The sequence below is a fragment of the Alkalicoccus luteus genome, assembly GCF_012034335.1.
Lineage (GTDB): Bacteria > Bacillota > Bacilli > Bacillales > Salisediminibacteriaceae > Alkalicoccus > Alkalicoccus luteus_A.
Window position 1 is genome coordinate 157,607 of the sequence record NZ_JAATHJ010000004.1, and the last position, 22,438, is coordinate 180,044.

Annotated in this window: 25 protein-coding genes; 19 read left to right on the forward strand and 6 right to left on the reverse strand. The window is 49.3% G+C overall.

Annotated features, from left to right (window positions below; translation table 11 throughout):
- Positions 1-69 precede the first annotated feature (69 nt).
- The gene (locus HCN83_RS04540) at positions 70-1,440 is read right to left on the reverse strand and encodes an ABC transporter substrate-binding protein (protein WP_168005131.1); all 1,371 of its coding nucleotides are present in this window, start codon (positions 1,438-1,440) and stop codon (positions 70-72) included.
- A gap of 499 nt (positions 1,441-1,939) precedes the next feature.
- Here HCN83_RS04540 and HCN83_RS04545 point away from each other — a divergent pair, with 499 nt between their 5' ends.
- The 6 genes from HCN83_RS04545 (at position 1,940) to HCN83_RS04570 (ending at position 8,853) form a co-directional block, all read left to right on the forward strand.
- Entirely contained in the window at positions 1,940-2,863 is a 924-nt protein-coding gene (locus HCN83_RS04545; RefSeq protein ID WP_168005132.1) for a carbohydrate ABC transporter permease, read from the forward strand.
- On the forward strand, positions 2,863-3,714 hold the full coding sequence (locus HCN83_RS04550; protein ID WP_168005133.1) for a carbohydrate ABC transporter permease: 852 nt from the start codon (positions 2,863-2,865) through the stop codon (positions 3,712-3,714). Before HCN83_RS04545 ends, HCN83_RS04550 begins: the two co-directional genes overlap by 1 nt.
- Before the next feature lie 21 nt (positions 3,715-3,735).
- Positions 3,736-4,368 (forward strand): YesL family protein, encoded by a 633-nt coding sequence (locus HCN83_RS04555; protein ID WP_168005134.1) that lies wholly within the window; start codon positions 3,736-3,738, stop codon positions 4,366-4,368.
- Positions 4,365-5,873 (forward strand): alpha-N-arabinofuranosidase, encoded by a 1,509-nt coding sequence (locus HCN83_RS04560; protein WP_168005135.1) that lies wholly within the window; start codon positions 4,365-4,367, stop codon positions 5,871-5,873. Before HCN83_RS04555 ends, HCN83_RS04560 begins: the two co-directional genes overlap by 4 nt.
- 22 nt (positions 5,874-5,895) lie before the next feature.
- Entirely contained in the window at positions 5,896-7,503 is a 1,608-nt protein-coding gene (locus tag HCN83_RS04565) for a glycoside hydrolase family 43 protein (RefSeq protein ID WP_168005136.1), read from the forward strand.
- Between the two features lie 228 nt (positions 7,504-7,731).
- Positions 7,732-8,853 (forward strand): GntR family transcriptional regulator, encoded by a 1,122-nt coding sequence (locus HCN83_RS04570; RefSeq protein WP_168005137.1) that lies wholly within the window; start codon positions 7,732-7,734, stop codon positions 8,851-8,853.
- Between the two features lie 134 nt (positions 8,854-8,987).
- On the opposite strand, the gene HCN83_RS04575 is transcribed toward HCN83_RS04570, so the two are convergent.
- Positions 8,988-9,629, reverse strand: coding sequence for a hypothetical protein (locus tag HCN83_RS04575; RefSeq protein WP_168005138.1), 642 nt, complete (start codon positions 9,627-9,629; stop codon positions 8,988-8,990).
- A 331-nt stretch (positions 9,630-9,960) separates the two neighbouring features.
- On the opposite strand from HCN83_RS04575, the gene HCN83_RS04580 reads away from it, so the two are divergent.
- The 6 genes from HCN83_RS04580 (at position 9,961) to HCN83_RS04605 (ending at position 15,041) form a co-directional block, all read left to right on the forward strand.
- A complete protein-coding gene (locus tag HCN83_RS04580; protein ID WP_168005139.1) occupies positions 9,961-10,533 on the forward strand; it encodes a DeoR family transcriptional regulator in 573 nt (190 codons plus the stop codon).
- 17 nt (positions 10,534-10,550) lie between these two features.
- Complete coding sequence (locus HCN83_RS04585; protein ID WP_168005140.1) at positions 10,551-11,423, forward strand: FixH family protein; 873 nt, start codon at positions 10,551-10,553, stop codon at positions 11,421-11,423.
- A gap of 152 nt (positions 11,424-11,575) precedes the next feature.
- The gene (locus tag HCN83_RS04590) at positions 11,576-11,773 is read left to right on the forward strand and encodes a hypothetical protein (protein ID WP_168005141.1); all 198 of its coding nucleotides are present in this window, start codon (positions 11,576-11,578) and stop codon (positions 11,771-11,773) included.
- A gap of 54 nt (positions 11,774-11,827) precedes the next feature.
- The gene (locus HCN83_RS04595) at positions 11,828-12,397 is read left to right on the forward strand and encodes a hypothetical protein (protein WP_168005142.1); all 570 of its coding nucleotides are present in this window, start codon (positions 11,828-11,830) and stop codon (positions 12,395-12,397) included.
- A 280-nt stretch (positions 12,398-12,677) separates the two neighbouring features.
- Positions 12,678-14,363, forward strand: coding sequence for a DUF2207 domain-containing protein (locus HCN83_RS04600; protein WP_168005143.1), 1,686 nt, complete (start codon positions 12,678-12,680; stop codon positions 14,361-14,363).
- 105 nt (positions 14,364-14,468) lie between these two features.
- Positions 14,469-15,041, forward strand: a complete 573-nt coding sequence (locus HCN83_RS04605) for a DUF7010 family protein (protein ID WP_168005144.1) — start codon at positions 14,469-14,471, stop codon at positions 15,039-15,041.
- Positions 15,042-15,126: 85 nt separating this feature from the next.
- Here HCN83_RS04605 and HCN83_RS04610 read toward each other — a convergent pair whose 3' ends face one another.
- Together HCN83_RS04610 and HCN83_RS04615 are read right to left on the reverse strand one after the other, a co-directional pair.
- Positions 15,127-15,399: an OsmC family protein gene (locus HCN83_RS04610; protein WP_168005167.1), complete on the reverse strand. Its 273-nt coding sequence runs from the start codon at positions 15,397-15,399 to the stop codon at positions 15,127-15,129.
- Complete coding sequence (locus HCN83_RS04615) at positions 15,400-15,594, reverse strand: hypothetical protein (protein WP_168005145.1); 195 nt, start codon at positions 15,592-15,594, stop codon at positions 15,400-15,402.
- Positions 15,595-15,708: 114 nt separating this feature from the next.
- Between HCN83_RS04615 and HCN83_RS04620 the strand changes: the two genes are divergently transcribed.
- From HCN83_RS04620 to HCN83_RS04645, 6 genes are all read left to right on the forward strand, one after another.
- The gene (locus HCN83_RS04620; RefSeq protein ID WP_168005146.1) at positions 15,709-16,386 is read left to right on the forward strand and encodes an AIM24 family protein; all 678 of its coding nucleotides are present in this window, start codon (positions 15,709-15,711) and stop codon (positions 16,384-16,386) included.
- A 318-nt stretch (positions 16,387-16,704) separates the two neighbouring features.
- Positions 16,705-18,111, forward strand: a complete 1,407-nt coding sequence (locus tag HCN83_RS04625; protein ID WP_168005147.1) for a sodium/glutamate symporter — start codon at positions 16,705-16,707, stop codon at positions 18,109-18,111.
- Positions 18,112-18,268: 157 nt separating this feature from the next.
- The gene (locus tag HCN83_RS04630; RefSeq protein ID WP_343033651.1) at positions 18,269-18,958 is read left to right on the forward strand and encodes an SDR family oxidoreductase; all 690 of its coding nucleotides are present in this window, start codon (positions 18,269-18,271) and stop codon (positions 18,956-18,958) included.
- Between the two features lie 187 nt (positions 18,959-19,145).
- A complete protein-coding gene (locus HCN83_RS04635; RefSeq protein WP_168005148.1) occupies positions 19,146-19,589 on the forward strand; it encodes an alpha/beta hydrolase in 444 nt (147 codons plus the stop codon).
- Positions 19,590-19,613: 24 nt separating this feature from the next.
- Positions 19,614-19,922, forward strand: a complete 309-nt coding sequence (locus tag HCN83_RS04640; protein ID WP_168005149.1) for a hypothetical protein — start codon at positions 19,614-19,616, stop codon at positions 19,920-19,922.
- On the forward strand, positions 19,919-20,317 hold the full coding sequence (locus HCN83_RS04645) for an NUDIX hydrolase (protein ID WP_168005150.1): 399 nt from the start codon (positions 19,919-19,921) through the stop codon (positions 20,315-20,317). The genes HCN83_RS04640 and HCN83_RS04645 overlap by 4 nt, the downstream gene beginning before the upstream one ends.
- Before the next feature lie 102 nt (positions 20,318-20,419).
- Here the strand turns inward: HCN83_RS04645 and HCN83_RS04650 are convergent, their stop codons facing one another.
- Positions 20,420-20,578 carry a hypothetical protein gene (locus tag HCN83_RS04650; RefSeq protein WP_168005151.1) on the reverse strand — a complete coding sequence of 53 codons (159 nt, stop codon included), beginning with the start codon at positions 20,576-20,578 and terminating at the stop codon, positions 20,420-20,422.
- A gap of 693 nt (positions 20,579-21,271) precedes the next feature.
- Here HCN83_RS04650 and HCN83_RS04655 point away from each other — a divergent pair.
- Positions 21,272-21,985: a YqjF family protein gene (locus tag HCN83_RS04655; RefSeq protein WP_168005152.1), complete on the forward strand. Its 714-nt coding sequence runs from the start codon at positions 21,272-21,274 to the stop codon at positions 21,983-21,985.
- Between the two features lie 29 nt (positions 21,986-22,014).
- Here HCN83_RS04655 and HCN83_RS04660 read toward each other — a convergent pair whose 3' ends face one another.
- A complete protein-coding gene (locus HCN83_RS04660; RefSeq protein WP_168005153.1) occupies positions 22,015-22,437 on the reverse strand; it encodes a CBS domain-containing protein in 423 nt (140 codons plus the stop codon).
- Position 22,438 lies beyond the last annotated feature (1 nt).

A 22,438-nucleotide genomic window follows, 5' to 3' on the forward strand; every position in this document is an offset into this window, starting at 1 on the left:
TCCTTTCGTTTGCTAAAAGATTCAGCCGGCTGCAGTTGCTTTCGCACGGCCGGCTGAACGGGGAATTGATTATTGATCCATACGCGGACGAATGCTTTCTTCGGCCTGCTCAAGTGCCTCTTCCGGAGTCTGAGACTGCTCTCGGATCACGTTAAACATAATGTTTGTATTGATCTCATCCAGCACGTCCGGCGTATGCTGCGTGATGTTCACGCCTTCTACTTCATCGCGGATATCCAGCAGGAGGTCGAAAATGTCATCGTTGAAGTACTCATAAAACTCACTGTCTGCCTGAATTTCTTCCGTATCCCAAACGTCCCAGCGCGGCGGATCAAAGCCTAGCTGCGTCCAGAGGTTGATGTTGCCTTCCTCAGACATTTTGGCAAAATAGAGGAATTCCTTGGCGAGATCAACGTTTTCAGACTGGCTTGTCACTGCTGTACCGGTTCCGCCCATTCCGACGGTACGGGCATCGTCTTCATCAAATACCGGCAGCGGACGGATTTCCATTTTACCTTCAAGATCCGGCATCTCTGCGAGGAAGTTGGACATAAAGAAGAGTGGCATCACCGTGGAAGCAGCTCCGCCGCTGTTCATAAAGCCGTAATATTCTTCTGAATGGTTCTCGTCACCCGGTGTGATTTGGGCAATTTCATATTCATTGACGAGATCAGACATAAACTGAAGCGTCTCCACATTCGTGTCGTTTGCCAGCGTCAGTTCATGGTCATCATTGAAGAAGTCAGAACCTTGCTGAGCAACGAAAGGCCACAGGCCGTACCAGTTGGCAGACACTGTCGTCATCGGAACGCCGGTTGCCTCGACAACCTGTTCACCTGCTTCTACATAGTCATCCCACGTATGAATGTCATCGATGTCGACTCCTGCTTCATCCATGATCTCCATATTATAGTAGACAACGGTCGCGCCGAGGTGAGTTGGGGCACCGTAGTAGTTGCCGTCCTGCGCGTAAATGTCCAGACGTTCGGTGATAAACTGATCGAGCTCATCTTCAATTAAATCGTTGAGCGGCTCGAGTTGAATGTCGCCAACAAGAAAGTTCGGGAACCGGGCAATTTCAATATCGACAAGATCCGGTGCATCAGATCCGGACTGAAGCGCCAGGAGCAGGTTGTTATGCATTTGATCAAACGGATATACTTCCGCCGTCAGCTGAATCGGGTTATCTTCATTTTCTTCGTTCCATCGTTCAGCCGCATCCTCGAAAAATTCGGAATGCGTTTCAGCAAACGTCCAGAAGCTGAGCTCGGTCGCGCCTTCAATGTCATCCCCGACGACGGCCGTTTCTTCTGCCTCTCCGCCGCTTGCATCGGCATTGTCGCCGTCACCTGCGTTACCATCCTCGTTGCCGCCGCCTCCGCAGGCAGCCAAAAACAGAGCAGAACCAATCATAGAAGACAGCCAAAGACTCTTTTTCATTCCACTTCCTCCTCTAATGTCATGTCAGCGCTTTCAGAAAAGCGTCAAACATGCTGATGTGTTGGGTGCAGGAGAGATATAAACGAATTGCTTATGGACCATCCTGCGCATTCAACGAAGATAATTCATTGAATAAATTATTGATTAATTTGTATTTTATTTTAGTTATCCGTACAAGTCAACCAGAAAATAATCTGACAAATAAAACAGAAAAAAGATAAGGGTTAACGGAAATACTGGCATAGAAGGCTTGACTAAGTTTAATAAAGTTGTAAATAAAGAAATAAAAAATTCTGAACTTGCCAATAAAGCAATAATAAAATATAATTCTCACATATACATACGTACAGGTTGTACGCATATGTAACCGTTTTAGTTATAGGAGTGAGGTGGAGTTTTACGAGTTATCTATCAGAATAGTTTGAACTTTAGAGTGTCATACAGCTACTTAGTTCACTGAATAACTAAAGTGGTGTAGATTGAAAAAGGAGGGTCTTCAATGGAACGAACTGCCGAACGAACGGTGGAGAAGAAAAAGCGCTCCAGCATTCTGTATTCGAAAACAGCAGCCCCGTATATTTTTGTTTCTCCATTTATTCTGTCATTTCTGGTGCTGTCGCTTTATCCATTTATCAGTGCGATTAACATGAGCTTTCAGCGTGTTGTACCGGGACAGACGGAATACATTGGTTTTTCAAATTTTGAAAGGGTATTCAATCCGGTCTTCTTTACGGCCTTGCAGAACACGACCATCTACGTGATCTGGACCGTTGTGATTCTGACGCTCATTCCGATGCTGTTTGCGATTTTTCTGAACCACAGACTGATTATGTTCACAAACGTATTCCGGGCAGCTATCTTTATTCCGGCGCTGACATCCGTCATCGTAGCCGGTACGATTTTCCGGATGATTTTCGGGGAATCCGATATGGCATTTGCAAACCAGGTGCTGTCTTTATTCGGACTGGAAACACAGGAGTGGCGCTATGGTGCCGCTACAGCGATGTTCCTGATGGTCGGTCTCGCCTCGTGGCGCTGGATGGGGGTCAACGTTCTTTACTACCTGGCGGCCCTGCAGAACGTCAGCAAGGATCTTTATGAAGCTGCTGATATTGACGGAGCAAACGCGTGGCAGAAATTTCGCAATGTGACATTTCCAGCGATCAAGCCGATCTTTATTTTCCTTTCCACGATCACGACGATCAACGGCTTCCGTATGTTTGAGGAAAGTTTCGTTTTCTTTGAAACGACGTCTCCCGGCAACATCGGTCTCACGATCGTCGGCTACATTTACCAGGAAGGGATTCAGCGCAACGATATGGGCTTCGGGGCAGCAATTGGCATCGTCCTGTTAGGCATCATCTTCGTTGTCAGTATCATTCAGCTCTATGTCACCGGAGCGTTTAAGAAGGAGGATTCATGATGGATAAGAAGCTGACTCCGAAAGAAAAAGGCATTCGCCTGCTGCTCGTACTGACGTTCAGCTTTATCTCGCTCGTCGCGCTGTTTCCGGTCATCTCGCTCGTGGTTGCGTCATTCAGTCCATCGACGGACCTGATGCGCTTCGGACTGACTGCGGAGCTGTTTTTCAGTGGATTTACTGCAGAAAACTTTGAGGTTATTTTTGGGGGAGAAGCTGGAGCGTACTGGCGCTGGTACGTGAACAGCCTGATTGTATCGGGCGTGCTGATTGTACTGTCCTTGTTCTTCTCTTCAATGGTCGGCTATGCGCTGGCGCTATATGAATTTAAAGGGAAGCGATTCATCTTCATTCTCGTTCTGTTGATCCTCATGATTCCATTTGAGATCATGATGCTTCCGCTTTACACCATGATGGTGAACCTGCGGCTTGTTGACACGTATTTTGGTGTGATGCTGCCGCTGATTGTCGCACCAATTGCGGTTTTCTTCTTCCGGCAGTACTGCCTCGGCCTGCCGAAGGAGCTGATGGAGTCAGGACGCGTGGACGGCTGTACCGAGTTCGGTATCTTTGCGCGTATCATGGCACCGCTTATGCTGCCATCGTTTGCCGCAATGGCCATTCTTCAAGGTCTCTCCAGCTGGAACAACTTCCTCTGGCCGCTGATCGTGCTTCGTTCCAACGACATGTTCACGCTGCCGGTTGGGCTTGCGACACTGCTGACACCATACGGCAATAACTATGAAATTCTTTTCTCCGGCTCGGTGATGGCGATCATTCCGATTATCGTCCTTTTCCTTTTCTTCCAGCGCTTCTTCATTGCTGGTCTGACATCCGGAGGCGTCAAAGGCTAATAGCGAAAGGAGCACGAGTGCATGACGGCGAAAGTAGAAGAAGCGCTCCGGTTTATCAGCCGGTTCGCGTGGCTGAATATAACCTGGATCGGATTTACTCTGCTCGGCGGAGTCATATTGGGCCTGTTTCCGGCTACCTATGCTTTGTTTACGATGGTACAGCGCTGGGTGCGTGATGGTGAGCAGGACGGTGTATGGAAGGCATTTAAGCACGTATATAAACAGAAATTCTGGCAGGCAAATGGTGCTGGGTGGCTGCTTGCAGTCATTGGTGCCGTGCTGTTTATCAATTATCAGGTGATCGTGAACGCCGGGGGAAGCCTGCCGCTGCTCGTCGTTCTCGCGTTCTTATTCGTCGTCAGCTTCTATGCGCTGATGCTCATCATGATTTTTCCGGTCTGGGTGTTTTACCAGGGCGGAATCATGCAGGCACTGAGCTATACGGCGCGATTTATTCTCGGCAGGCTTCACGTCGCACTTGGCTTTGCCGTGATCGTCTGGGGCGGCGTTTATCTGTCGCTCGCGTTTCCGGCGCTGATTCTGTTCTTCTCGGGGAGCGTGCTGGCGTATATGCTGGCATGGTTTTTAAACCGCTCGATTGAACGGCTGACAATGAAAACACAATTAAAGCAGGAAGGGTGGCAGCAATCATGATCAAACAAGCGAACGTCATGCTCGATAAGCGTGCCGTTATTGCAGATATAGACGAACGAATTTACGGATCATTTATCGAGCATATGGGAAGAGCGGTGTACGGAGGTATTTACGAGCCGGATCATCCGGAAGCAGACGAGCAGGGCTTTCGAAAGGATGTGCTGGAGCTCGTGAAGGATCTGCAGGTGCCGATCATCCGCTATCCGGGCGGCAACATGGTGTCTGCCTACAACTGGGAGGATGGTGTTGGACCGAAGGAGGACAGGCCGCGACGGCTCGAGCTCGCCTGGCAGGTGATTGAAACGAACCAGTTCGGCACGAATGAATTCGCTGACTTTGCCAAAAAAACGAATTCAGACGTGATGATGGCGATCAATCTCGGCACGCGCGGCATTGATGCAGCCAGAAACCTGGTCGAATACTGCAATCATCCGTCCGGTTCTTACTGGAGCGACATGCGCCGCTCCCACGGCTACGAAGCACCGCACAAGTTTAAAACGTGGTGCCTCGGGAACGAAATGGACGGTGACTGGCAGATTGGCCAGAAGACAGCGGTCGAATACGGACGGCTCGCCGCAGAGAGCGGCAAGGCAATGCGCCAGGTCGATCCTGATATTGAGCTGGTCACGTGCGGCAGCTCGGGCTCCGGCATGCCGACGTTTCCGGAATGGGAAGCTGTGACGCTTGAGCATACGTATGACGTCGCCGACTACATTTCGCTCCATCAGTATTTCGGAAACCGCGATAATGATTCGCAAAATTACCTCGCCAGCACGATGGAGCTGGAGCATTTTATCAACACGGTCCGTTCGGTTTGTGATTACTTAAAGGCAAAAAAACGAAGCAAAAAAACAATGATGCTGAGCTTTGATGAGTGGAACGTCTGGTACCACTCAAACGAGGCTGATGAAAAACTGGAACGCTGGCAGCAGGCGCCGCCGCAGCTGGAGGACCGGTATAACATGGAGGATGCGCTGCTCGTCGGCGGGATTCTCATCACGTTTTTAAAGCACGCTGACCGGATCAAAATGGCCTGTCTTGCGCAGCTCGTAAACGTGATTGCCCCGATCGTGACGGAAAACGGAGGAGGCTCCTGGAAGCAGACGATTTATTATCCGTACATGCACGCTTCCGTTTTTGGTCGAGGAAAGTCGCTTCACACCGTATCGGCTTCACCGAAGTTTGATACGAAGGACTTCACCGATGTGCCGCACACGGATTCTGCTGTCGTATACCGGGAAGAGGAAGAAGAAGTGACGATTTTTGCGCTGAACCGGCATACGGAAGAGGATATTCGCGTTCACTACGCACTGCATGATTTTGAGGGCTATGAGGTAGAGGAGCATATCACGCTCCACCATGAAGACCTGAAGGCAGGCAATTCGCTCGCTCAGGAGAACGTTAAACCGGCTCTCAGCAAGGCATACACATGGGAAGGACAGGAGCTGCAGGTGGAGCTGAAGCATGCATCCTGGAACGTCATTCGTCTGAAGCGCCGCACGTAAATCATTGAAGGAGGAAGCTGCTATGACCCAGATACAAAACCCGATTTTAACAGGATTTCACGCCGACCCGTCGATTTTGCGGGTAGGCGAAGACTACTATATTGCAACATCGACATTTGAGTGGTTTCCGGGAGTGCGGATTCATCATTCCCGCGACTTAAAGCACTGGGAGTTCGTGTCGAGCCCGCTCACGAGAACGAGTCAGCTCGATATGCGCGGTAACATGAATTCCGGCGGCGTTTGGGCGCCTGCTTTAAGCTGGCACGACGGCACATTTTACCTGATTTATACCGACGTCAAGCAGTGGCACGGGGCGTATAAGGATGCGCATAATTATCTCGTGACAGCTGATTCCATCGAAGGCCCGTGGTCAGAGCCGGTTTATCTGAACAGCAGCGGATTTGATCCGTCGTTATTTCATGACGATGACGGCCGTAAGTGGCTTGTGAACATGATCTGGGACTACCGCGAAGGAAAGCATCCGTTTGCCGGTATCGTGCTGCAGGAATTTGACGAGGCGGCGGGCGAACTGACTGGACCGGTTCGTACGATTTATGAGGGAACCGATCTGAAGCTGACAGAAGGGCCGCACCTGTACAAAAAAGACGGCTGGTACTACTTGATTGTAGCGGAAGGCGGTACGCGCTATGAGCATGCAGAATCCGTCGCGCGGTCACGCAGCCTGGAAGGTCCGTACGAAACGGATCCGGATTATCCGCTGATCACCTCGCGCGGCGATGACACCCTCGTGCTGCAAAAAGCAGGACACGGCAGCCTCGTGGAAACGCAGAACGGCGAGTGGTACTTCGTTCACCTTTGCGGACGTCCGTTAAACGGAACGTACTGTACGCTCGGACGAGAGACGGCGATTCAGAAGATTACCTGGACCGAGGACGGGTGGCCGAGACTCGCACACGGCGGTAATCGTCCGGCAGAATTCGTGGAGGCGCCGGATCTGCCGGAAAGCACGATCAACGAGCTTCCGGTGCGCGATGCATTTGACGGAACAGAACTGCATGGAAACTGGAATTCGCTGCGTGTTCCGATGGAGGAGTCGTGGTGTACGTTGAAAGAGGCTCCTGGGCATCTGCGTCTTTACGGGCGGGAGTCACTCAGCTCGGTGCATAAACAGTCGCTCGTTGCAAGAAGGCAGACAGCGTTTGTGTGCACAGCAGCAACGAAGCTTTCGTTCGACCCGGATACGTACCAGCAGAAGGCGGGGCTTGTCGTTTATTATGACACCGAGGACCATGTGTACCTGCACGTCACGTATCATGAAAGCAAAGGCCGCGTGCTGCAGCTGATCCGCACGAAAAACGGACAGTACGAAGAGCTGCTTCACCCTGCAAAGCGAATCATACAGGAGGGGCCGGTCGAGCTGAAGGTATCGATTTCCTACGACAGGATGCAGTTCTCATACCGGACAGGAGATGAGAGCTGGCAGCTGATCGGGCCGGAGCTCGATACGACGCATATGTCAGATGACTCAGCAGCAGATGTCCGCTTTACCGGCACGTTTATCGGCATGGCCTGTCAGGATTACAGCGGTAAAAAGCGGCCCGCTGATTTTGATCACTTTGATTATAAGGCGGAAGGGGTTCCGAACACAGAGCAGGCTGTTACAAAGTAAGCGTATAAAGGGGGCAGAGGGCGTTGTTGGACGCCTCTGCCTTTTTCTGTTCATTATAACGTCGATAACTTGTATGGTTTTAATTCAAATCTCTATAGTTATCCATGAATATAGTGTGTTTCACAGCGTTTCATGCTATACTAAATTTGTACGTATGAGTTTTAAATACGAAAGAGTGATGAGGTAAAATAGACGGCGTATTGGTCAGCCGGCAGAGGTGAGATGAGCATGAAAACAAAATACAGCTACGTAAAAGCAGAAATAAAATCAAAAATCATGCAGGGGTATTTTCAGCCGCACGAAAAAGTCGGTTCTGAAAATGAGCTGCTCCAGGAGTACGGTGTCAGCCGTCATACGATCCGAAAAGCAGTCGAAGAACTCGTGCATGAGGGATGGATTTATAAAAAACAGGGAGCCGGCACGTTTTGTGCGGATCGCTCGAAGGATACAGAAGTTCGGTCGGGCAGAAAAAATATAGCCGTAATCACGACTTATTTTTCGGACTATATCTTCCCTTCCATCATTCGCGGCGCAGAGAAATTGTTTCGGGAAAACGGGTATCAGGTAACCGTATTCAGCACGAACAATGATCATGAGGAGGAAAAGCGCTGTCTGGAAGCGGTCCTCTCCCAGCAGTTTGACGGTCTGATGATTGAGCCGACGAAGAGTGCACTGCCGAACCCGAATATCAACTATTATTTAAATATCGAAAAGCTGGGCATCCCGTATGTCATGATTAATGCCTATTACGAAGAGCTGGAGCCGCTCCACGTCGTCATGGATGATGTAGAAGGCGGCCGCCTGCAGGCGGAGCATTTGCTTAAGGGCGGTCATACAAACATCGTCGGCTTTTTCAAAAACGACGACATTCAAGGAGCGAAGCGGATGAAAGGCTTTATTAAAGCCCATCGGGAGCACGGTACACCGCTCAGTCCGGAGCATATTGTGACCTATCAGACTGAAAATCGCGACTCGCTTCCCGCAAAGGAATTAAAGCGCAAGCTGAAGGAGGCCGCGTCGACCCGTCCAACTGCAGTCGTCTGCTACAACGATCAGCTCGCGCTGCTGCTGCTCGACGTGCTGCGCGAAACAAAGCTAAATGTGCCGGAGGATATCTCGATCATCGGCTTTGACGATTCGTTTTTATCAACAGCATCTGAGGTGAAGCTGACAACGGTACCGCATCCGAAAGAGGAGCTTGGATCGGCAGCAGCGCAGACGGTATTAAATATGATCGCGGATGCCAGCGAAAGCGGCGGCAGGCGAACGGCGGTGCCGATCATGTTTCCGTCAAGACTGTTGGAGCGTCAGTCAATAAAGGCACGTAACCCGCAGCCAGTCAATCCGTAACTTGAAACCGTCCTTCTATCAAAGGGCGGTTTTTCATTTGCCATTGTTCACGTTTTGTTGTTGACACTCGCCTTTACATGTACGGTTGGAATGGAAGCAAAGCAGCTATCGTTGATCAATCGCTTTACGTTTGATTACACTAAAAACAGGAAGACGACTGACATATATCCTACGCTCACAGCCACCAAGGAAGCAACGTACATCAGCAAAAACCTCCGTTTACGCGCATGCCTGAAATAGAATCTCACCATAACTATACTGCCTGCCAAAAACGTGACGCCGCAGAGAACGTATAAAAACAGGGAAGTGGCCTGGAGAAAATCACTGTTGAAATGGGTGCCTGCCAACAAACTGACGGACCCTAAGTAAAACCAGATGAAGCTTTGCACCAACACGTTTGTGTGATCACTTAATACTTTTTGAACACTGCTGGGAGCGGGGCTGAATGTTCGATTAAGAAGATAGATAACAGAGACGTTTAACAGTACAAGTGGCAGACAATAAGCGATAACGTATAACAGGAAGATGAATAAAAAAAATTCAGCGAGGTAGATCAAATCTTCAGCTCTCCCGTTTCCTCCAAATAATTGTTCAAATATAGCGGGCGCTCTCATTAAGATCCCGCAGATGATAGTGAACGGTAAGATGATAAACAAAATGAAAAGGTTCCAAACCCACGATACATAGGTGTTTTGTTGAATATTCGCAGCAGGCTTTAAGAAAATCTGCCTTAAATAGATAAACAAACCGATCCTCACTTCTTCTCCTGCGGTCATAAGATCAACCTTTCTTATTCAGATTCATCGATATCTCTCTGGTGACGATAGAGTATAAAAGAGGCAACATGCCAATCGTAAAGAGTTCGACCAGTTTAAAGAACAGAATCATGTATGACACACACGCTGTTAATCATTCCAAATGTTGTCTTTTTTTAGGGTGGGCTTTGATTGTACCCTTTTATCAACCACATACTCAAAACCTGTATGTAAAGCTCCTGTGGATAGGTAATGATGTGAACGGTCAACATTTTGTAACAATTTATCACAGATTTACCTGTTAAACGTTTTCTTGTTCACGTAAACTTATAGATGGAAAGGAGCGGTCCGGATGAAACCATTAGAACGTCAGAAAATCATAGTGGATATGGTTCATCATCACGATGTGGTGCAGGTGTCCGATATCAGCCGCGTCTGTCAGGTGTCAGAGATGACGATTTATCGGGATGTGCAAAAGCTCGAACAAGAGGGACGCGTACAAAAAACGTCCCGCGGAATCACCGCGCTCGTTCCGGAGCAGACTGGAAGCGACACGTGCGCATACTGTCAAAAGCCGGCTGGAGACAGACTTTCGGTACAGCTTGTGTACAATAATCGCTCGCAGGAAAAAACGTGCTGCGGTCACTGTGCGCTGCTGCGGTTTGACGAAAAAAGTGATGAGGTAGTGCAGATGATCGGCCGGGATTTTTTACTCGATACGACCATTAATGTCCGCCAGGCTGTATTCGTTATGAACAGCTCACTGCCGTTGTTTTGCTGCAGCCCGCAGACGCTCGTCTTTCAGCGGCAGGAGGAAGCGCGGAAATTTGCGGCTGGCTTTGGCGGAAGCCTGATGAACTTTGAAGAAGCGGTGCCGTTCGTGCGTCAGGATATGGGCTGCGCCTGCCGATCTTCGCATACATAATGTAGGGGGATATGAACATGAGAAAAGCATGGATACTGACAGCGGCGGTTGGATTACTGGCTGCCTGCGGGACGGCAGAAGAAAACAATGAGCAGAGCGGTGTCGTCGGTGTTGACGAAATCAATCTGGAACCGCTTGAAGCGGAAATTGATGCTCCGGAGGCACTTGATCCGGGTGAGGACGCGGAGCTTCGCGTGCTTGTCACGCAAGGCGACGAGCTCGTTGATGACGCCAGTGAAGTAAAGTGGGAAATCTGGCAGGCCGGTTCTAAGGAAGGCAGCGAAATGGTCGAGTCTGACCTTCCGGGTGAAGAAGGCTGGTATGAAGTCAGCTATACGTTTGAAGATGAGGCGGTCTACCATATTCAGCCGCACACGACCGCGCGCGGCTCCCACGTCATGCCAGTTCATGATATTGTGGTGGGCGAACCGGATGAAGAAGAGCTTGAGGAAGCGGAAGACACCGAGCACGCTGACAGCATGGATGACCATGAGCACAACGATAACGAAGATCATGACCACAGTCACGACAATGAAAATCACGAGCACAGCCATGATCACGAGGACCACAGTCACGACCACGGTCCGATGCATGAAAGCATGGCGCTCGACTGGAATACCCCTGCTCAGGTGAGCGGACTTGATGAGGTGACGATTTCCTTTGATGTCAGCTGGGAGGACGACGCCTGGGAGAACGGAGAGGTCCGTCTCGAAATCTGGCAGCACGGTGATGACATGCGCACGTGGCTTGATGCAGAAGAAACAGAGGCCGGCACGTATGAAAAAGCGTTTGAACCAGAATCCTACGGCAGCTATCATATCATGGTGCACCTTGAGGATGAAGAGGTACACGAGCATATCCAGTACGAACTTGACGTAGAAGAAGAATAACGAATGAACCGGCGGAGCTCCCGTCGGTTTTTTGCATCGCATTAGGCATTTTTTATCGAAATAGATTTTTTCAGGAAATAGGTTTCCATCAAACAGGGAAGAATGATACACTCGTGGTGGGAAAAAAGCAATGATAAATAGGGGTGTTTTTGGTGAATGCAGTACCGCTTAAATTTATGCTCGTGGTGGGGCTTCTCTTTATTGGCACGATCGTTGCTGCAGCGTTCAGCTACAGCGGCTATTCGGAAGCGGTCTCCACATGCGTGGAAGCAAACAAGCAGATTACAGAAAACGATCTCGGATTTATGGCCTTTAACTGGTCCGTTTCCTGTGGAAGCGGAGCAGAGTAAGGCAGCAGAACAGTCATGCTCAGCATGGCTGTTTTTTTACAAGGAGGAAAAGCTATGAACAAACAAACGCTGTTCGCTTTTGCAGCAATCACGGCGATTACGGCCGCGGTGCTGATTCTTTTCAGCGAAACGCCTGTGATAGATCCGATTGGAGAGGAAGTGTCCATTTCCTACAGCTATCCGTCTTTTGAAGACATGGAGATCGTGCTGGCCGCTGTAGCAGAGGACCAAAGGGAGATTTTGCTGCAGTACGCGGAGCAAGCAGGAGAAGCAGATGCCGATGAAGAAGCAGTGCCTGACCATATGACGGCAGTCGAAGGTCCTTATGAGCATGAAGAGCCGATGCTCACAATCAGACAGGGACCGGAACCGGTCTGGCTGCGCGGGACCCCGTCGGAATACAATGAAGACCACCACGGAGAGCTGTTCGAACTAGATGGACAAGAACTATATGTAAGCATGGAAGAGACGCTGGAAACGCTGCAGGTGATTACTGATTACCGCGATACGTCTTTTCTCATTCAACTGGAAGAGATCGACGTTGAGATGCCGCGTGCAGAGCTTGAGGAGCTGATCCAGAATATCTTCTCGGAAATCCGGGCCTCCTATAATGAGCAGGAATGACGTGCCTCCCATTGGCAGTAACGGCTTAATTCTTCCAAAAAAGCATCATCCGCTTTGGGGGTAAGCGTATCCCAGCTTTCATAGCGCCCTGCACGTGCGAACGCGTGGTTGACTTTAGAAATGGAAAAACGGTACGATTCGTAGTTCAATGTAATGGAGAGGCCGCCGGAGCCAGGTGCAAGAATAACGAGCCTCCTTTTTCGTCAGTCCAGCGTTTTTGTCAGAAAAAAGAAACCTTTTCCAGCTTGCTTCGTAAAAGATAAACAAGAGGTGAGCGAACATGAAAAAAAGGATATTCTTTTTGGCAGCGCTGATTCTGCTTCTCGTCGGGCCGGTACATGCGTATGCGTTTGAGCTGGAGATTACGAATGCTGAAATCGATGCCTACTTGCAGGAGGATGGTTCTGCTCATGTGGAGGAATCTTTTACGTATGCGTTTGACGGTGAGTTTAATGGCGTGATCCGCTCGCTGATAGAACCGGAAGAGATGGCGATTCACAGCGTGGAAGCATTTGAAGACGGTGAACCGCTCGCAATTGAGGTGGAAGGCGGCAGCGAACATCGGATTCAGCGGCCCGGTGAGGATGAGACGTTTACCGTAGAGCTGACGTACGTGATCGAAGACGCGGTCGTACGCTATACGGATTTTGGTGATTTCGACTATGCGTTTTTTGATCGCTCGAATGAAACAGCCTACGAGAACATGGAAATCCGTATCCATGCACCAGGACCGTCGGAAGAAGTTTTAGGCACCGGATTCGATGCACTTGAGGACGCCGAACAGCAGCTGGATGAAGCAACGGTCGCCTTTTTACCGGGACGGGTTCCGTCTGGTGAAAACGGGGATCTCCGCGTCGCCTTTGATGCTGAGTTGTTTCCGGCAGCTACCGTTACATCAGCGGACTCCTTAATAGAGATCATGGAGGCTGAGGAGCGGGAAGCGGAGGAAGCAGCGGCGGCTGCAGCGGCGAGAGAAAACGTGATGACGACGCTTGCACCGATTCTGATCGTCCTGTTTGCAGGATTCTCGCTCGTGCCGATCTGGTTCGACCGCCGCAAGTATCTCCCTAACAAACGGCGGGCAATGGAAAAGGGCTTTGAAAAAGGAGCCCCGGATTTGCAGCTGAGTTTGCCGGCAACGATGTTTTATGTGCAGCCGGCCGTTACATCCGAGCTGCTTACGGCGTCGCTTCTGGATCTTGTCCGGCAGGGTTATGCTGAGCAGAATGGAGACAGCTTTACGCTGAAGACGCGCGAAGGATTAAGCGGACATGAGCAAATTTTAACCGCGATGCTCTTCGACGATATTGGAGATGGAACGACGTTTAACATGAGCGATCTCGAGCAGCATTTGAAAAAAGAAGCGAATTACAACGAGTTCGAAACGAAAAAAGCGGCCTGGGCAAAGGAAGTTGTGCATGAAAAAAATCAGGCAGAGCTGAAAATCCCGCGAACGGGTCTGAGAGTACTGACGGGAGCAGCCGGGGTCGGCGCCATTGCAGCCTCCGTTATGTACTTCCTGTTCGGCTTGTTTCTACCGGCGATACTGCTTCTTCTCACCGGATTGGCAGGCATTGCGGCTGCTGCGCTGCACCAGCCGCGTACGGAAAAAGGTTGGCGGCTTCTCGGGGAGTGGCACGATTATAAAAAAGAGGTTGCCGGCTACGAGCCGGAAGACTGGCAGCGGCTCGATCCGGATGAGCAGCAGCTCGCCTTTATTTACGGCCTCGGGCTGAATGTAAAATCCGTCAGGCAGCTCAGTAAATCAATGCCGAAAATGAAGCAGGGCTCGGCGGCCGCTTATCATGACAATACGATCCCCGTGTTTATGACCGCAGGCTTGTTTGCAAGTACACAGTTCTCCTCTTCTGCAGCTGCAGCCTCGAGCACGCACAGCTCCGCCGGAACGAGCGCGGGCGGCGGTGCAGGAGCAGGCGGTGGAGGAGGCGGATCGGGTGGTTTTTAAATCACCGCCTGAAGTCAGGAATTGAAACGTTCAATGATCACCCTGTCCATAGGCGGCAGGGTGATGCTTTAAAGTCTATTGAACGGTTCACTTAGGAGAAAACGGATGTCAGAATTTGATCATATGAGAGAAAAGCTTTCTTTACGGGGGAAAAACGGGATTGCATTTATTGCGGCAGCCAGCGTCATCTGGTGCCTGATTACAATGTTGTTTTTTCTGCCGCTTGATCAGCATACGCAAAATATAGGAATGCTGTTTGCGACTGGACTCATGTTCCGATTTGCACTGGCAGCTTCTGTGCTGTTAAAAGCGGAGTGGAAGTTTGACGGTCATCCGCTTGCGTCGCTCGGATCGCAGCAGAATGTTGCACAGGTGATGTACATACCGCTCGTGCTCTGGGCTGTTTCCATGGCCCCATCACAAGCGGTCCTATTTCTAGCAGTTATTGTAGCAGCGCATTTTTTTCCATATGGCTGGCTGTATAACACACGGGCTTTCTATGTCATGTCGCCTGTTATGGTTCTCATGCTTTTTGGAACATCCATCGTCACAAATGCTGTCTGGGCCATTCCAGGCGCAATGGTTGTGCTGCTCCTTCTGCTAGCAGGCTGGCTTCATGTAGATTTTCGGAGCAAGGTCAAGCATCAGGAAGAGAGAAAGGAACAAGTTGCGGGTTAAAGAATGCAGTAAAAGCTGTCGCAATAGGATAACAGGTACTAAAAAGCAGCCGGTGATCCACAGGGAATCACCGGCTTTTGCTTGTTCAGTCGTATTCGTCAATCGTCCAGTCGTGGATGAATTCCACACAGCCTTTCAAGGTTTGTGCGACCGGGCATTTTTTCTCGAAAACCGGCAGAACGCGTTCCGCCTGGTCACGTTTTCCACGAGGCACTTGAATGTGATAATGACAGTGAATTTTCGTGATTTTTAGCACGCCTTCGGGAGCTTCAATCGTACCTTGTACATCGGTTTTCAGTCGCTCCGGATAGGGAGGGATGTCACGCGCATCCAGCGCGCCGGCAAGGGTGCCGGTCAGTCAGCCGCCGGCAGCGGCGACGATGTGATCAAGCGTGGATGGATACTCGATTTCCGGTTCGACTCCGTAAAACTCCTTCACACCACCGTGCACGCCAAAATCAAACGGATCCTCAAATCCTTCCAGATAGGCTTTACGGTGCGGGGGCTGCTGCTGTTCAATCCGGATGTTCGTTAACGCAATCGGTTTTGTCATGCAAGCACTCCTCTCTTTACGTCCGCTATTCCCGCAAGAAAAAAAGAGAAACCTGATGATACTTCCAATCGTAGGAAATACAGGTAAGTATTTTCACGAAAGGGAGAGTGTCGCATGAGCAGCTATTCGATTGAACAGTTTATTGAACGCACAGAACGAAAAGGACGTCCGGAGGAAGCGTTCGGACTTCAGTCAGACCGCATTCTAGAGGTGGAGCTGGCAGGAGACGTCTGGGCGAAAATGGGCGCGATGATCTCGTATACCGGTGAAATTAAGTTTGAACGGGAGCGGGCGCTGGAGCACGGGGTCGAGCGAATGTTTAAAAAGACGTTCACGAGCGAAGGCGGCGAATTGATGAAAGCAACCGGCCGCGGTAATCTGTTTCTGGCAGACCAGGGAAAGCGCGTGACGGTGCTGGAGCTTGGGAACAGACAGCTGACGGTCAACGGCAATGATCTGCTGGCATTTGAACCGACCGTCGAATGGGATATTGAGCTGATGCGAAAAGTCGCCGGCATGATGTCGGGCGGCCTGTTCAATATTACGCTGAAAGGCGAGGGCAAAGTAGCGATCACAACGTATTTTGAGCCGCTTACCCTAAGCGTGACGCCGGATAAGCCGGTCTACACCGATCCGACCGCGACCGTTGCCTGGTCCGGCGGCCTTACACCGGAATTTCACACCGACATCAACTACCGCACCTTTTTAGGACGAGGCAGCGGTGAGTCGATTCAAATGAAATTTGAAGGCGACGGATTTGTCATCGTCCAGCCCGGGTTTGAAACAGAGTAAGCTATGCGTCATCATGAGCAGCCGGCAGTCTAAACGAACAGACCACGTATAAACAATGGCCGTACAGGGAGACCTGTGCGGTTTTTTGCGTATCATTTTCTGGACTGCAAGATTCTCAAAGAGATAACGGACTCTAAGTGAAGGAATGTTTTTGCAGTACAAAAGCAGGGCTTATCATTCACATTCCTTTTGAAGATTGGTCTATTTGCAGGGCGGCTATTATTGATATCGAACTAAATTACTTCCATCACGTTTATGTCAAATCCTCACTGGAAAATGAGTACCATAGAGAGATGAATGGACACAGGGGGGATCAAAATGGATGTCAGTCCGGAGCTGGTTGGATTCAGCTTGATAATTCTTGGTATTTTACTGTTAATCGGAAAGTGGGTCCGCGTTTTTACCCCATTTTTTCAAAATTTCTTTTTACCCAGCTCGATGATTGCTGGTTTAATCGGTTTATTGCTCGGTCCTGAACTGGCAGGGCAGGTTGGAGTAAACGTGTTTGACGAAGGTGGATTCTTTCCTCAGGCGATGGTCGATGTATGGAGCGAGCTTCCGGGATTGCTGATCAACGTTATTTTTGCATCCCTATTTCTCGGCATGACGTTCCCGTCTATTAAAAAAATGTGGGAGATTTCCGGTCCGCAGATTACATTTGCGCATTTTATTTCCTGGGGAATGTATGTGGTCGGTACTGTATTGGCACTGCTTATTTTAACACCGGTTTTCGGCATGAATCCGGCTGCGGGAGCCTTGCTGGAAATCAGCTTTGTCGGCGGGCACGGTACAGCGGCAGGGTTATCCGGCACGTTTGAAGCCGTCGGTTTTGAAGAAGGACGGGATCTCGCGATTGGCCTTGCAACCATCGGGGTTCTAACCGGCGTGTTTCTGGGAATGGGTTTGCTCAACTGGGCAGCCAGAAAAGGGAAAACGGAAATAATTAAAAAACCGGATGATATAAGCGAGGAGGAAAAGAAGGGGCTTATCGCAAAAGAAAATCAGCAGGAAGAGCCAGCCGGGCATCAAACGACGCACTCAGAATTCATTGAAACCCTTACCGTTCATTTAGGATACATTGGGGTCGCCATCACCATCGGGTATTTAATGCTGGAAGGATTGATCCTGATCGAAGAAGCGTTTTGGATCGATGAAATCGAAATCCTGACACACCTTCCGCTATTTCCGCTTGCCATGATAGGGGCAGTCATCGTTCAGCTGTTTTTAACAAATGTGGTGAAGCATAACATCATCGACCGGGGTGTGATTAATCGTATTCAAGGACTGGCTCTGGATTTGCTGATCACAGCAGCTATCGCGACGCTTGCACTGACGGTGATCGGGAATCATCTGTTTCCGTTTCTCATTATGGCAGCGGGTGCGATTTTATGGAACGTCGTTGCCTTTCTATTTATTGCTCCGCGAATCATGCCGGACTACTGGTTCGAGCGAGGAATTGGTGATCTGGGGCAAGCGATGGGAATGAGCGCCGCCGGCTTGTTATTGATTAAATTGGCAGACCCGCAAAATGAGTCTCCTGCAAAAGATGGCTTCAGCTACAAGCAGCTGCTGCTGGATATCTTTGTAGGTGGCGGGCTCGTTACAGCAGCATCCGTTCCGCTCATTGTAGCATTTGGTCCAGTGCCTGCTTTAATTGTAGCAGCTGTGATTATGACAGCCTGGCTCTTGCTCGGACTCTTTTATTTCGGCAAAAAGAAAGCCTGATGTTTGCAAGTAGATGTTTTTGGGAAATCTGCCAATAGCTTCAAAAGAGGAGGAATACAGCATGAGTAAAACGGTATTGATAACAGGTGCAGCGACAGGACTCGGCAGAGGAACGGCACTTGGATTAGCAAAGAAAGGGCATTAGGTGATCGCCGGTGTGGAAATTATTTCGCAGGTAACACCGCTTCGAGAAGAAGCAGAATCGGCAGGTCTCGATATAGAAGTGGTGAAGCTTGATGTTACCGATAAACAGGATCAAAAGCTTCTGGAGTCCTACGATTACGATGTATTTGTTGCAAACGCGGCGATTGGTGAGGGTGGACCAATTTCGGAAATTCCCGTAGACAGAATGCGTGAAATTTATGAGACAAACGTATTCAGTACGCTTGAAAACGCGCAGATCGCAGCGAAAAAATTTGTGGAGAAGCAGCAAGGAAAGATTATTTTCCTCAGCTCCATCGTCGGGATCGTTCCGATGCCGTATCTCGGTGCCTATGGTTCATCGAAACATGCGATAGAATCCATTGCGAAAACGATGCGTGCAGAGCTGAAAGAGTTTGACGTACAAGTAGCTACGATTAATCCTGGGCCGTTCGAAACTGGATTTAATGACCGGATGTTTGAAGAACGAAAAAAGTGGTACGATCCAGACACACACTTTACGAAGGAAGAATCAATCAAAGAAGCAGCAGAAATTTTAGATGAGCAGTACGATCCGGAAGACATGATCCGCAAGATGGTAGAAGTCATAGCCGATGATTCACATCTGTTCCGCACCGCCTATCCGGAGGAAGTCGAAGAGCAGATGAAAGAATCAGAGCAAGAAGCGTGGGAAGACAAGGTATAAACGGCAGGTAAACGAAACGGTTTTGCTATTCACATGAACGAGGCGAGCTCCTGAGAATGGAATCAGGGGCTCGGTTTTTTTGTATGCCGCAGTTTGTCAGTGAAACGACCTCTCCTCATTCACGATGCAGCCCCACGCGTCTTAAAAGTCCATGCTATAATTGGAAAAAACAGGAGGTGAAAAGGAAATGCCGATCGATACATATGAGCAGACGGTGCTTGATAAACGCCGACAGATCAGCATTTACACGCCGGCGTCCTATCAAAGGAGTGCGAAGCGGTATCCGGTGCTCTATATGCACGACGGTCAGAACGTCTTTGATGACGATCGGGCTTTTTACGGAAGAAGCTGGCGGGCCGCGGAAGCAGCGGAGCGGGCAGATGTAATAATTGTCGCCGTCGACTGCAACACGGAAGGGACCGGCCGGCTCGACGATTACAGCGTGTGGGAGCTGCAGGCAGACGTGAAACAGAAGCTGGCTCTCGATCCTTCTCGTTCAGCAGGCGATCGGGGAAAGGCGTATATTCGCTATCTGATGGAGGAGCTGAAGCCGGAAATGGTCCGGAAATGGCGCACGGACCCGGACCGCATAGGGATGGCTGGAAGCTCTGCTGGAGGAAACTGTACATAAAGCGCTGTCTGCCTGTATCCGCACTTGATTCGGTATGCGGCAGCGCTGAGCTCAGCCTGCTGGCTGTTTCAGGAGAAGCTGGAGCAGCAGATAAAAGATGCGGCGTTAGCGCCTCAGCACCGGATTTACATCGATACAGGCACGGATGAACACGTTGGATCGGTCGGTCCGAAAGCTTACATGGAGTCGGTTTTTACTACGGCCAAGGTGCTGCAGCAAACAAAGGCAGACACGCGCTTTCATGTTCAGGAAAATGGGATGCATGAGGAAGCCTCGTGGGGAGAACGTTTTTCAGAGGCTGTCATGTATTTATTTGAGGGGGGATCACGATGAAACGCGTCGATGTTGCATACGTACTGCTGCAGAAAGAAGATCGTGTGTTGCTCGTCCATAATAAAAAGCATGATTCATGGTCGCTGCCGGGCGGCGGAGTCGAAGCAGAAGAAACGCTCGCACAGGCAGCTGTACGCGAGGTGAAAGAGGAAACCGGTCTTGCCGTTACGCTTCAAGGAATCGCAGGCATCAACGAGGCGTTTCTGAAAGGCAATCACGTCCTGTTTATCACGTTTCATGGAACTATTGTCGGAGGGACCGAACAAATAGAGGATACAGACACCGTTTCTGCAATGAACTGGACGGATGCCAAAGCAGCTGCAGAGATGATGCCGTATCTCGCTGATGTGTGGAGCCTGATGCTTGAAGGGGAGGCACCGTACCGTTTGCAATAAGCAGACTCTTTATACGTATAAAAGCGCGTGTTTCTCATGGAGAAAACGCGCTCTATTTCTGTTCAGAAGCAAGCTGCCGATGAACAGACGAAGCAGTCGTGATCACGTCTGCTTTTTCTTTTTACCTAAATTGACATAATACTCGCGGCCGTATCTCGTTTTTGTCGCGAGACCGCCTTTCTTACCATTTGCGCGATGCTGCTCACGCTGCTTCTCCCTAATCTCCCGTTCCTTTTCTGACAGTTCTTTTGGCTGACTCATGGTAAGGTTTCCTCCTTATAAAAACGATTTTGAAATCAAGCATGTTGATCTTTTGGATGAGTTCATCTGCTGACTACACTGGCTGAAACGAACCTGCAGGTGGTTCTTTTCTTACGATAACTTATGCGATTTTTCGAGTAATCAGACAAAAATTACCTTATACTTACACGAAGTGAATCACTAACTTTTTTTATACAAAATAACCATGTCTATTTATTTACTCATATAACTAGTGTAACCGATAACTGACGGATAGAAACGTCTTTAAAAAGCTGTACAACGTGTGGATACCTTCAATACAACGATTATTGAGGCATTTTTGAGAAAACGTTCTTAAGCCTTACGTCAGATTACATGGATATGACAAAATACTGGAATCACCTTATTAATCATATTTATAGTAGGTATAAATACTTACTTAATCGTGATTATTGAGTCAGAATTATCTGTCTCTTTATTGATACATAAGTGGTTTGGCGCATGTTTGGTGTACTTTATCGACAAAATATACAATCGGTATGCAGAAGAAATGTTTAAGCTCACGGTGATAGGAGGAAGGCGAGGTTGTAAAGAGGCATTTGCTTAGCGCTGAACATTCATATAGGTAAAGTCTGCTAAAAGAGCCGAACAATCGCAGATGTCAGTCAATCAAAAAGTTGTGTTGATAAGAATGATGAAAGGGGTTCTGATAGAATGAAACGATTTTGGATTGGTAGTCAGGACTGGAAGCATACGCTGTTTGTGCACTACCGTATTCCGATTGAACTGCTACGCCCGCACGTTCCTGATGAACTGACCATTGAAGAGTACGACGGAAGTGCGTGGATCGGGATCGTCAGTTTTGAAGCTTCGGAAAATAAAATCCGGCTTGCAAGCGGTATTTCTGTCGTACCATCCTTTCTGGAACTCAACGTCCGTACGTATGTGAATTACGAAGGAGAGCGCGGTGTTTACTTTTTGACAATGGATGCGAACTCACTTACGGCAGTAAAAGGTGCAAGGTGGCTGACGTCGCTCCCGTATTATGAAGCGATTATGAACATTCGCACGTCTGAAAACGGCTGCGATTTCACTTCCATCCGCAAAGGGAAAGAGAAAGATTCGGCTGTATTCACCGTCAGTGCGGCCAGTAAGAATGCCGTTTATCCTGCGATACAATATCCTCTGACGGAGTTCCTGATGGAGCGATATGCACTGTTTACGACCATTAAAGGAGAGTTGTACAAAGGGCCGATTGAACATGGTGTCTGGCAGGTGAAGGATGCAGATATAGAAGTGTTTAACAACTCGTTGTTTGAGTTTATCAACGGCTTCACTCCGGAAGAACCGGTTGTACATCTGGCCGAAACACAGTGCACCGGCTTTTATCCGTTTGAGGCGGTACAAAAAAATCAGCCGACGGAATGATGTCGGCTGATCGTGAATGGGCGATGGGACTAGTTGTTAGCATCGCCTTTTTTAATTTCCTGCTGTGCACCTCCGGCAATAGCAGGATTTTCATCCGCCGCAATGTCCCCTAAGCTGACGATACCCTGTACCTTATCATGCTCTACTACGAGCAGGCGTTTAATTTGGTGATCCTGCATTAAAAGCGACGCCTCTTCCACATCCATATCTGCGTTAGCCGTAATTACGGTTTCATTCATAATATCCTCTGCGCGAACCTGGTCGATCAAACCTTTTGCTAGACCTTTCACGACGATGTCGCGATCCGTTACCACCCCTGCGTACTTCTCATTTTTTAAAATTGGAAGAAAACCGGTGTCGTGTTCCGCCATCAGCTTCGCCAGATCCTCGAGTGTGGCATCTGTTTCTGCAGACTGAATTTCCGTATTCATAAATTCTTTAATTACACTCATG

Bases quoted from the DNA above. Each gene is read 5' to 3' on its own strand.
- HCN83_RS04540 (WP_168005131.1), bottom strand. From the start codon at position 1,440: ATGAAAAAGAGTCTTTGGCTGTCTTCTATGATTGGTTCTGCTCTGTTT.
- HCN83_RS04545 (WP_168005132.1), top strand. From the start codon at position 1,940: ATGGAACGAACTGCCGAACGAACGGTGGAGAAGAAAAAGCGCTCCAGC.
- HCN83_RS04550 (WP_168005133.1), top strand. From the start codon at position 2,863: ATGGATAAGAAGCTGACTCCGAAAGAAAAAGGCATTCGCCTGCTGCTC.
- HCN83_RS04555 (WP_168005134.1), top strand. From the start codon at position 3,736: ATGACGGCGAAAGTAGAAGAAGCGCTCCGGTTTATCAGCCGGTTCGCG.
- HCN83_RS04560 (WP_168005135.1), top strand. From the start codon at position 4,365: ATGATCAAACAAGCGAACGTCATGCTCGATAAGCGTGCCGTTATTGCA.
- HCN83_RS04565 (WP_168005136.1), top strand. From the start codon at position 5,896: ATGACCCAGATACAAAACCCGATTTTAACAGGATTTCACGCCGACCCG.
- HCN83_RS04570 (WP_168005137.1), top strand. From the start codon at position 7,732: ATGAAAACAAAATACAGCTACGTAAAAGCAGAAATAAAATCAAAAATC.
- HCN83_RS04575 (WP_168005138.1), bottom strand. From the start codon at position 9,629: ATGACCGCAGGAGAAGAAGTGAGGATCGGTTTGTTTATCTATTTAAGG.
- HCN83_RS04580 (WP_168005139.1), top strand. From the start codon at position 9,961: ATGAAACCATTAGAACGTCAGAAAATCATAGTGGATATGGTTCATCAT.
- HCN83_RS04585 (WP_168005140.1), top strand. From the start codon at position 10,551: ATGAGAAAAGCATGGATACTGACAGCGGCGGTTGGATTACTGGCTGCC.
- HCN83_RS04595 (WP_168005142.1), top strand. From the start codon at position 11,828: ATGAACAAACAAACGCTGTTCGCTTTTGCAGCAATCACGGCGATTACG.
- HCN83_RS04600 (WP_168005143.1), top strand. From the start codon at position 12,678: ATGAAAAAAAGGATATTCTTTTTGGCAGCGCTGATTCTGCTTCTCGTC.
- HCN83_RS04605 (WP_168005144.1), top strand. From the start codon at position 14,469: ATGTCAGAATTTGATCATATGAGAGAAAAGCTTTCTTTACGGGGGAAA.
- HCN83_RS04615 (WP_168005145.1), bottom strand. From the start codon at position 15,594: ATGACAAAACCGATTGCGTTAACGAACATCCGGATTGAACAGCAGCAG.
- HCN83_RS04620 (WP_168005146.1), top strand. From the start codon at position 15,709: ATGAGCAGCTATTCGATTGAACAGTTTATTGAACGCACAGAACGAAAA.
- HCN83_RS04625 (WP_168005147.1), top strand. From the start codon at position 16,705: ATGGATGTCAGTCCGGAGCTGGTTGGATTCAGCTTGATAATTCTTGGT.
- HCN83_RS04635 (WP_168005148.1), top strand. From the start codon at position 19,146: ATGCCGATCGATACATATGAGCAGACGGTGCTTGATAAACGCCGACAG.
- HCN83_RS04645 (WP_168005150.1), top strand. From the start codon at position 19,919: ATGAAACGCGTCGATGTTGCATACGTACTGCTGCAGAAAGAAGATCGT.
- HCN83_RS04650 (WP_168005151.1), bottom strand. From the start codon at position 20,578: ATGAGTCAGCCAAAAGAACTGTCAGAAAAGGAACGGGAGATTAGGGAG.
- HCN83_RS04655 (WP_168005152.1), top strand. From the start codon at position 21,272: ATGAAACGATTTTGGATTGGTAGTCAGGACTGGAAGCATACGCTGTTT.
- HCN83_RS04660 (WP_168005153.1), bottom strand. From the start codon at position 22,437: ATGAGTGTAATTAAAGAATTTATGAATACGGAAATTCAGTCTGCAGAA.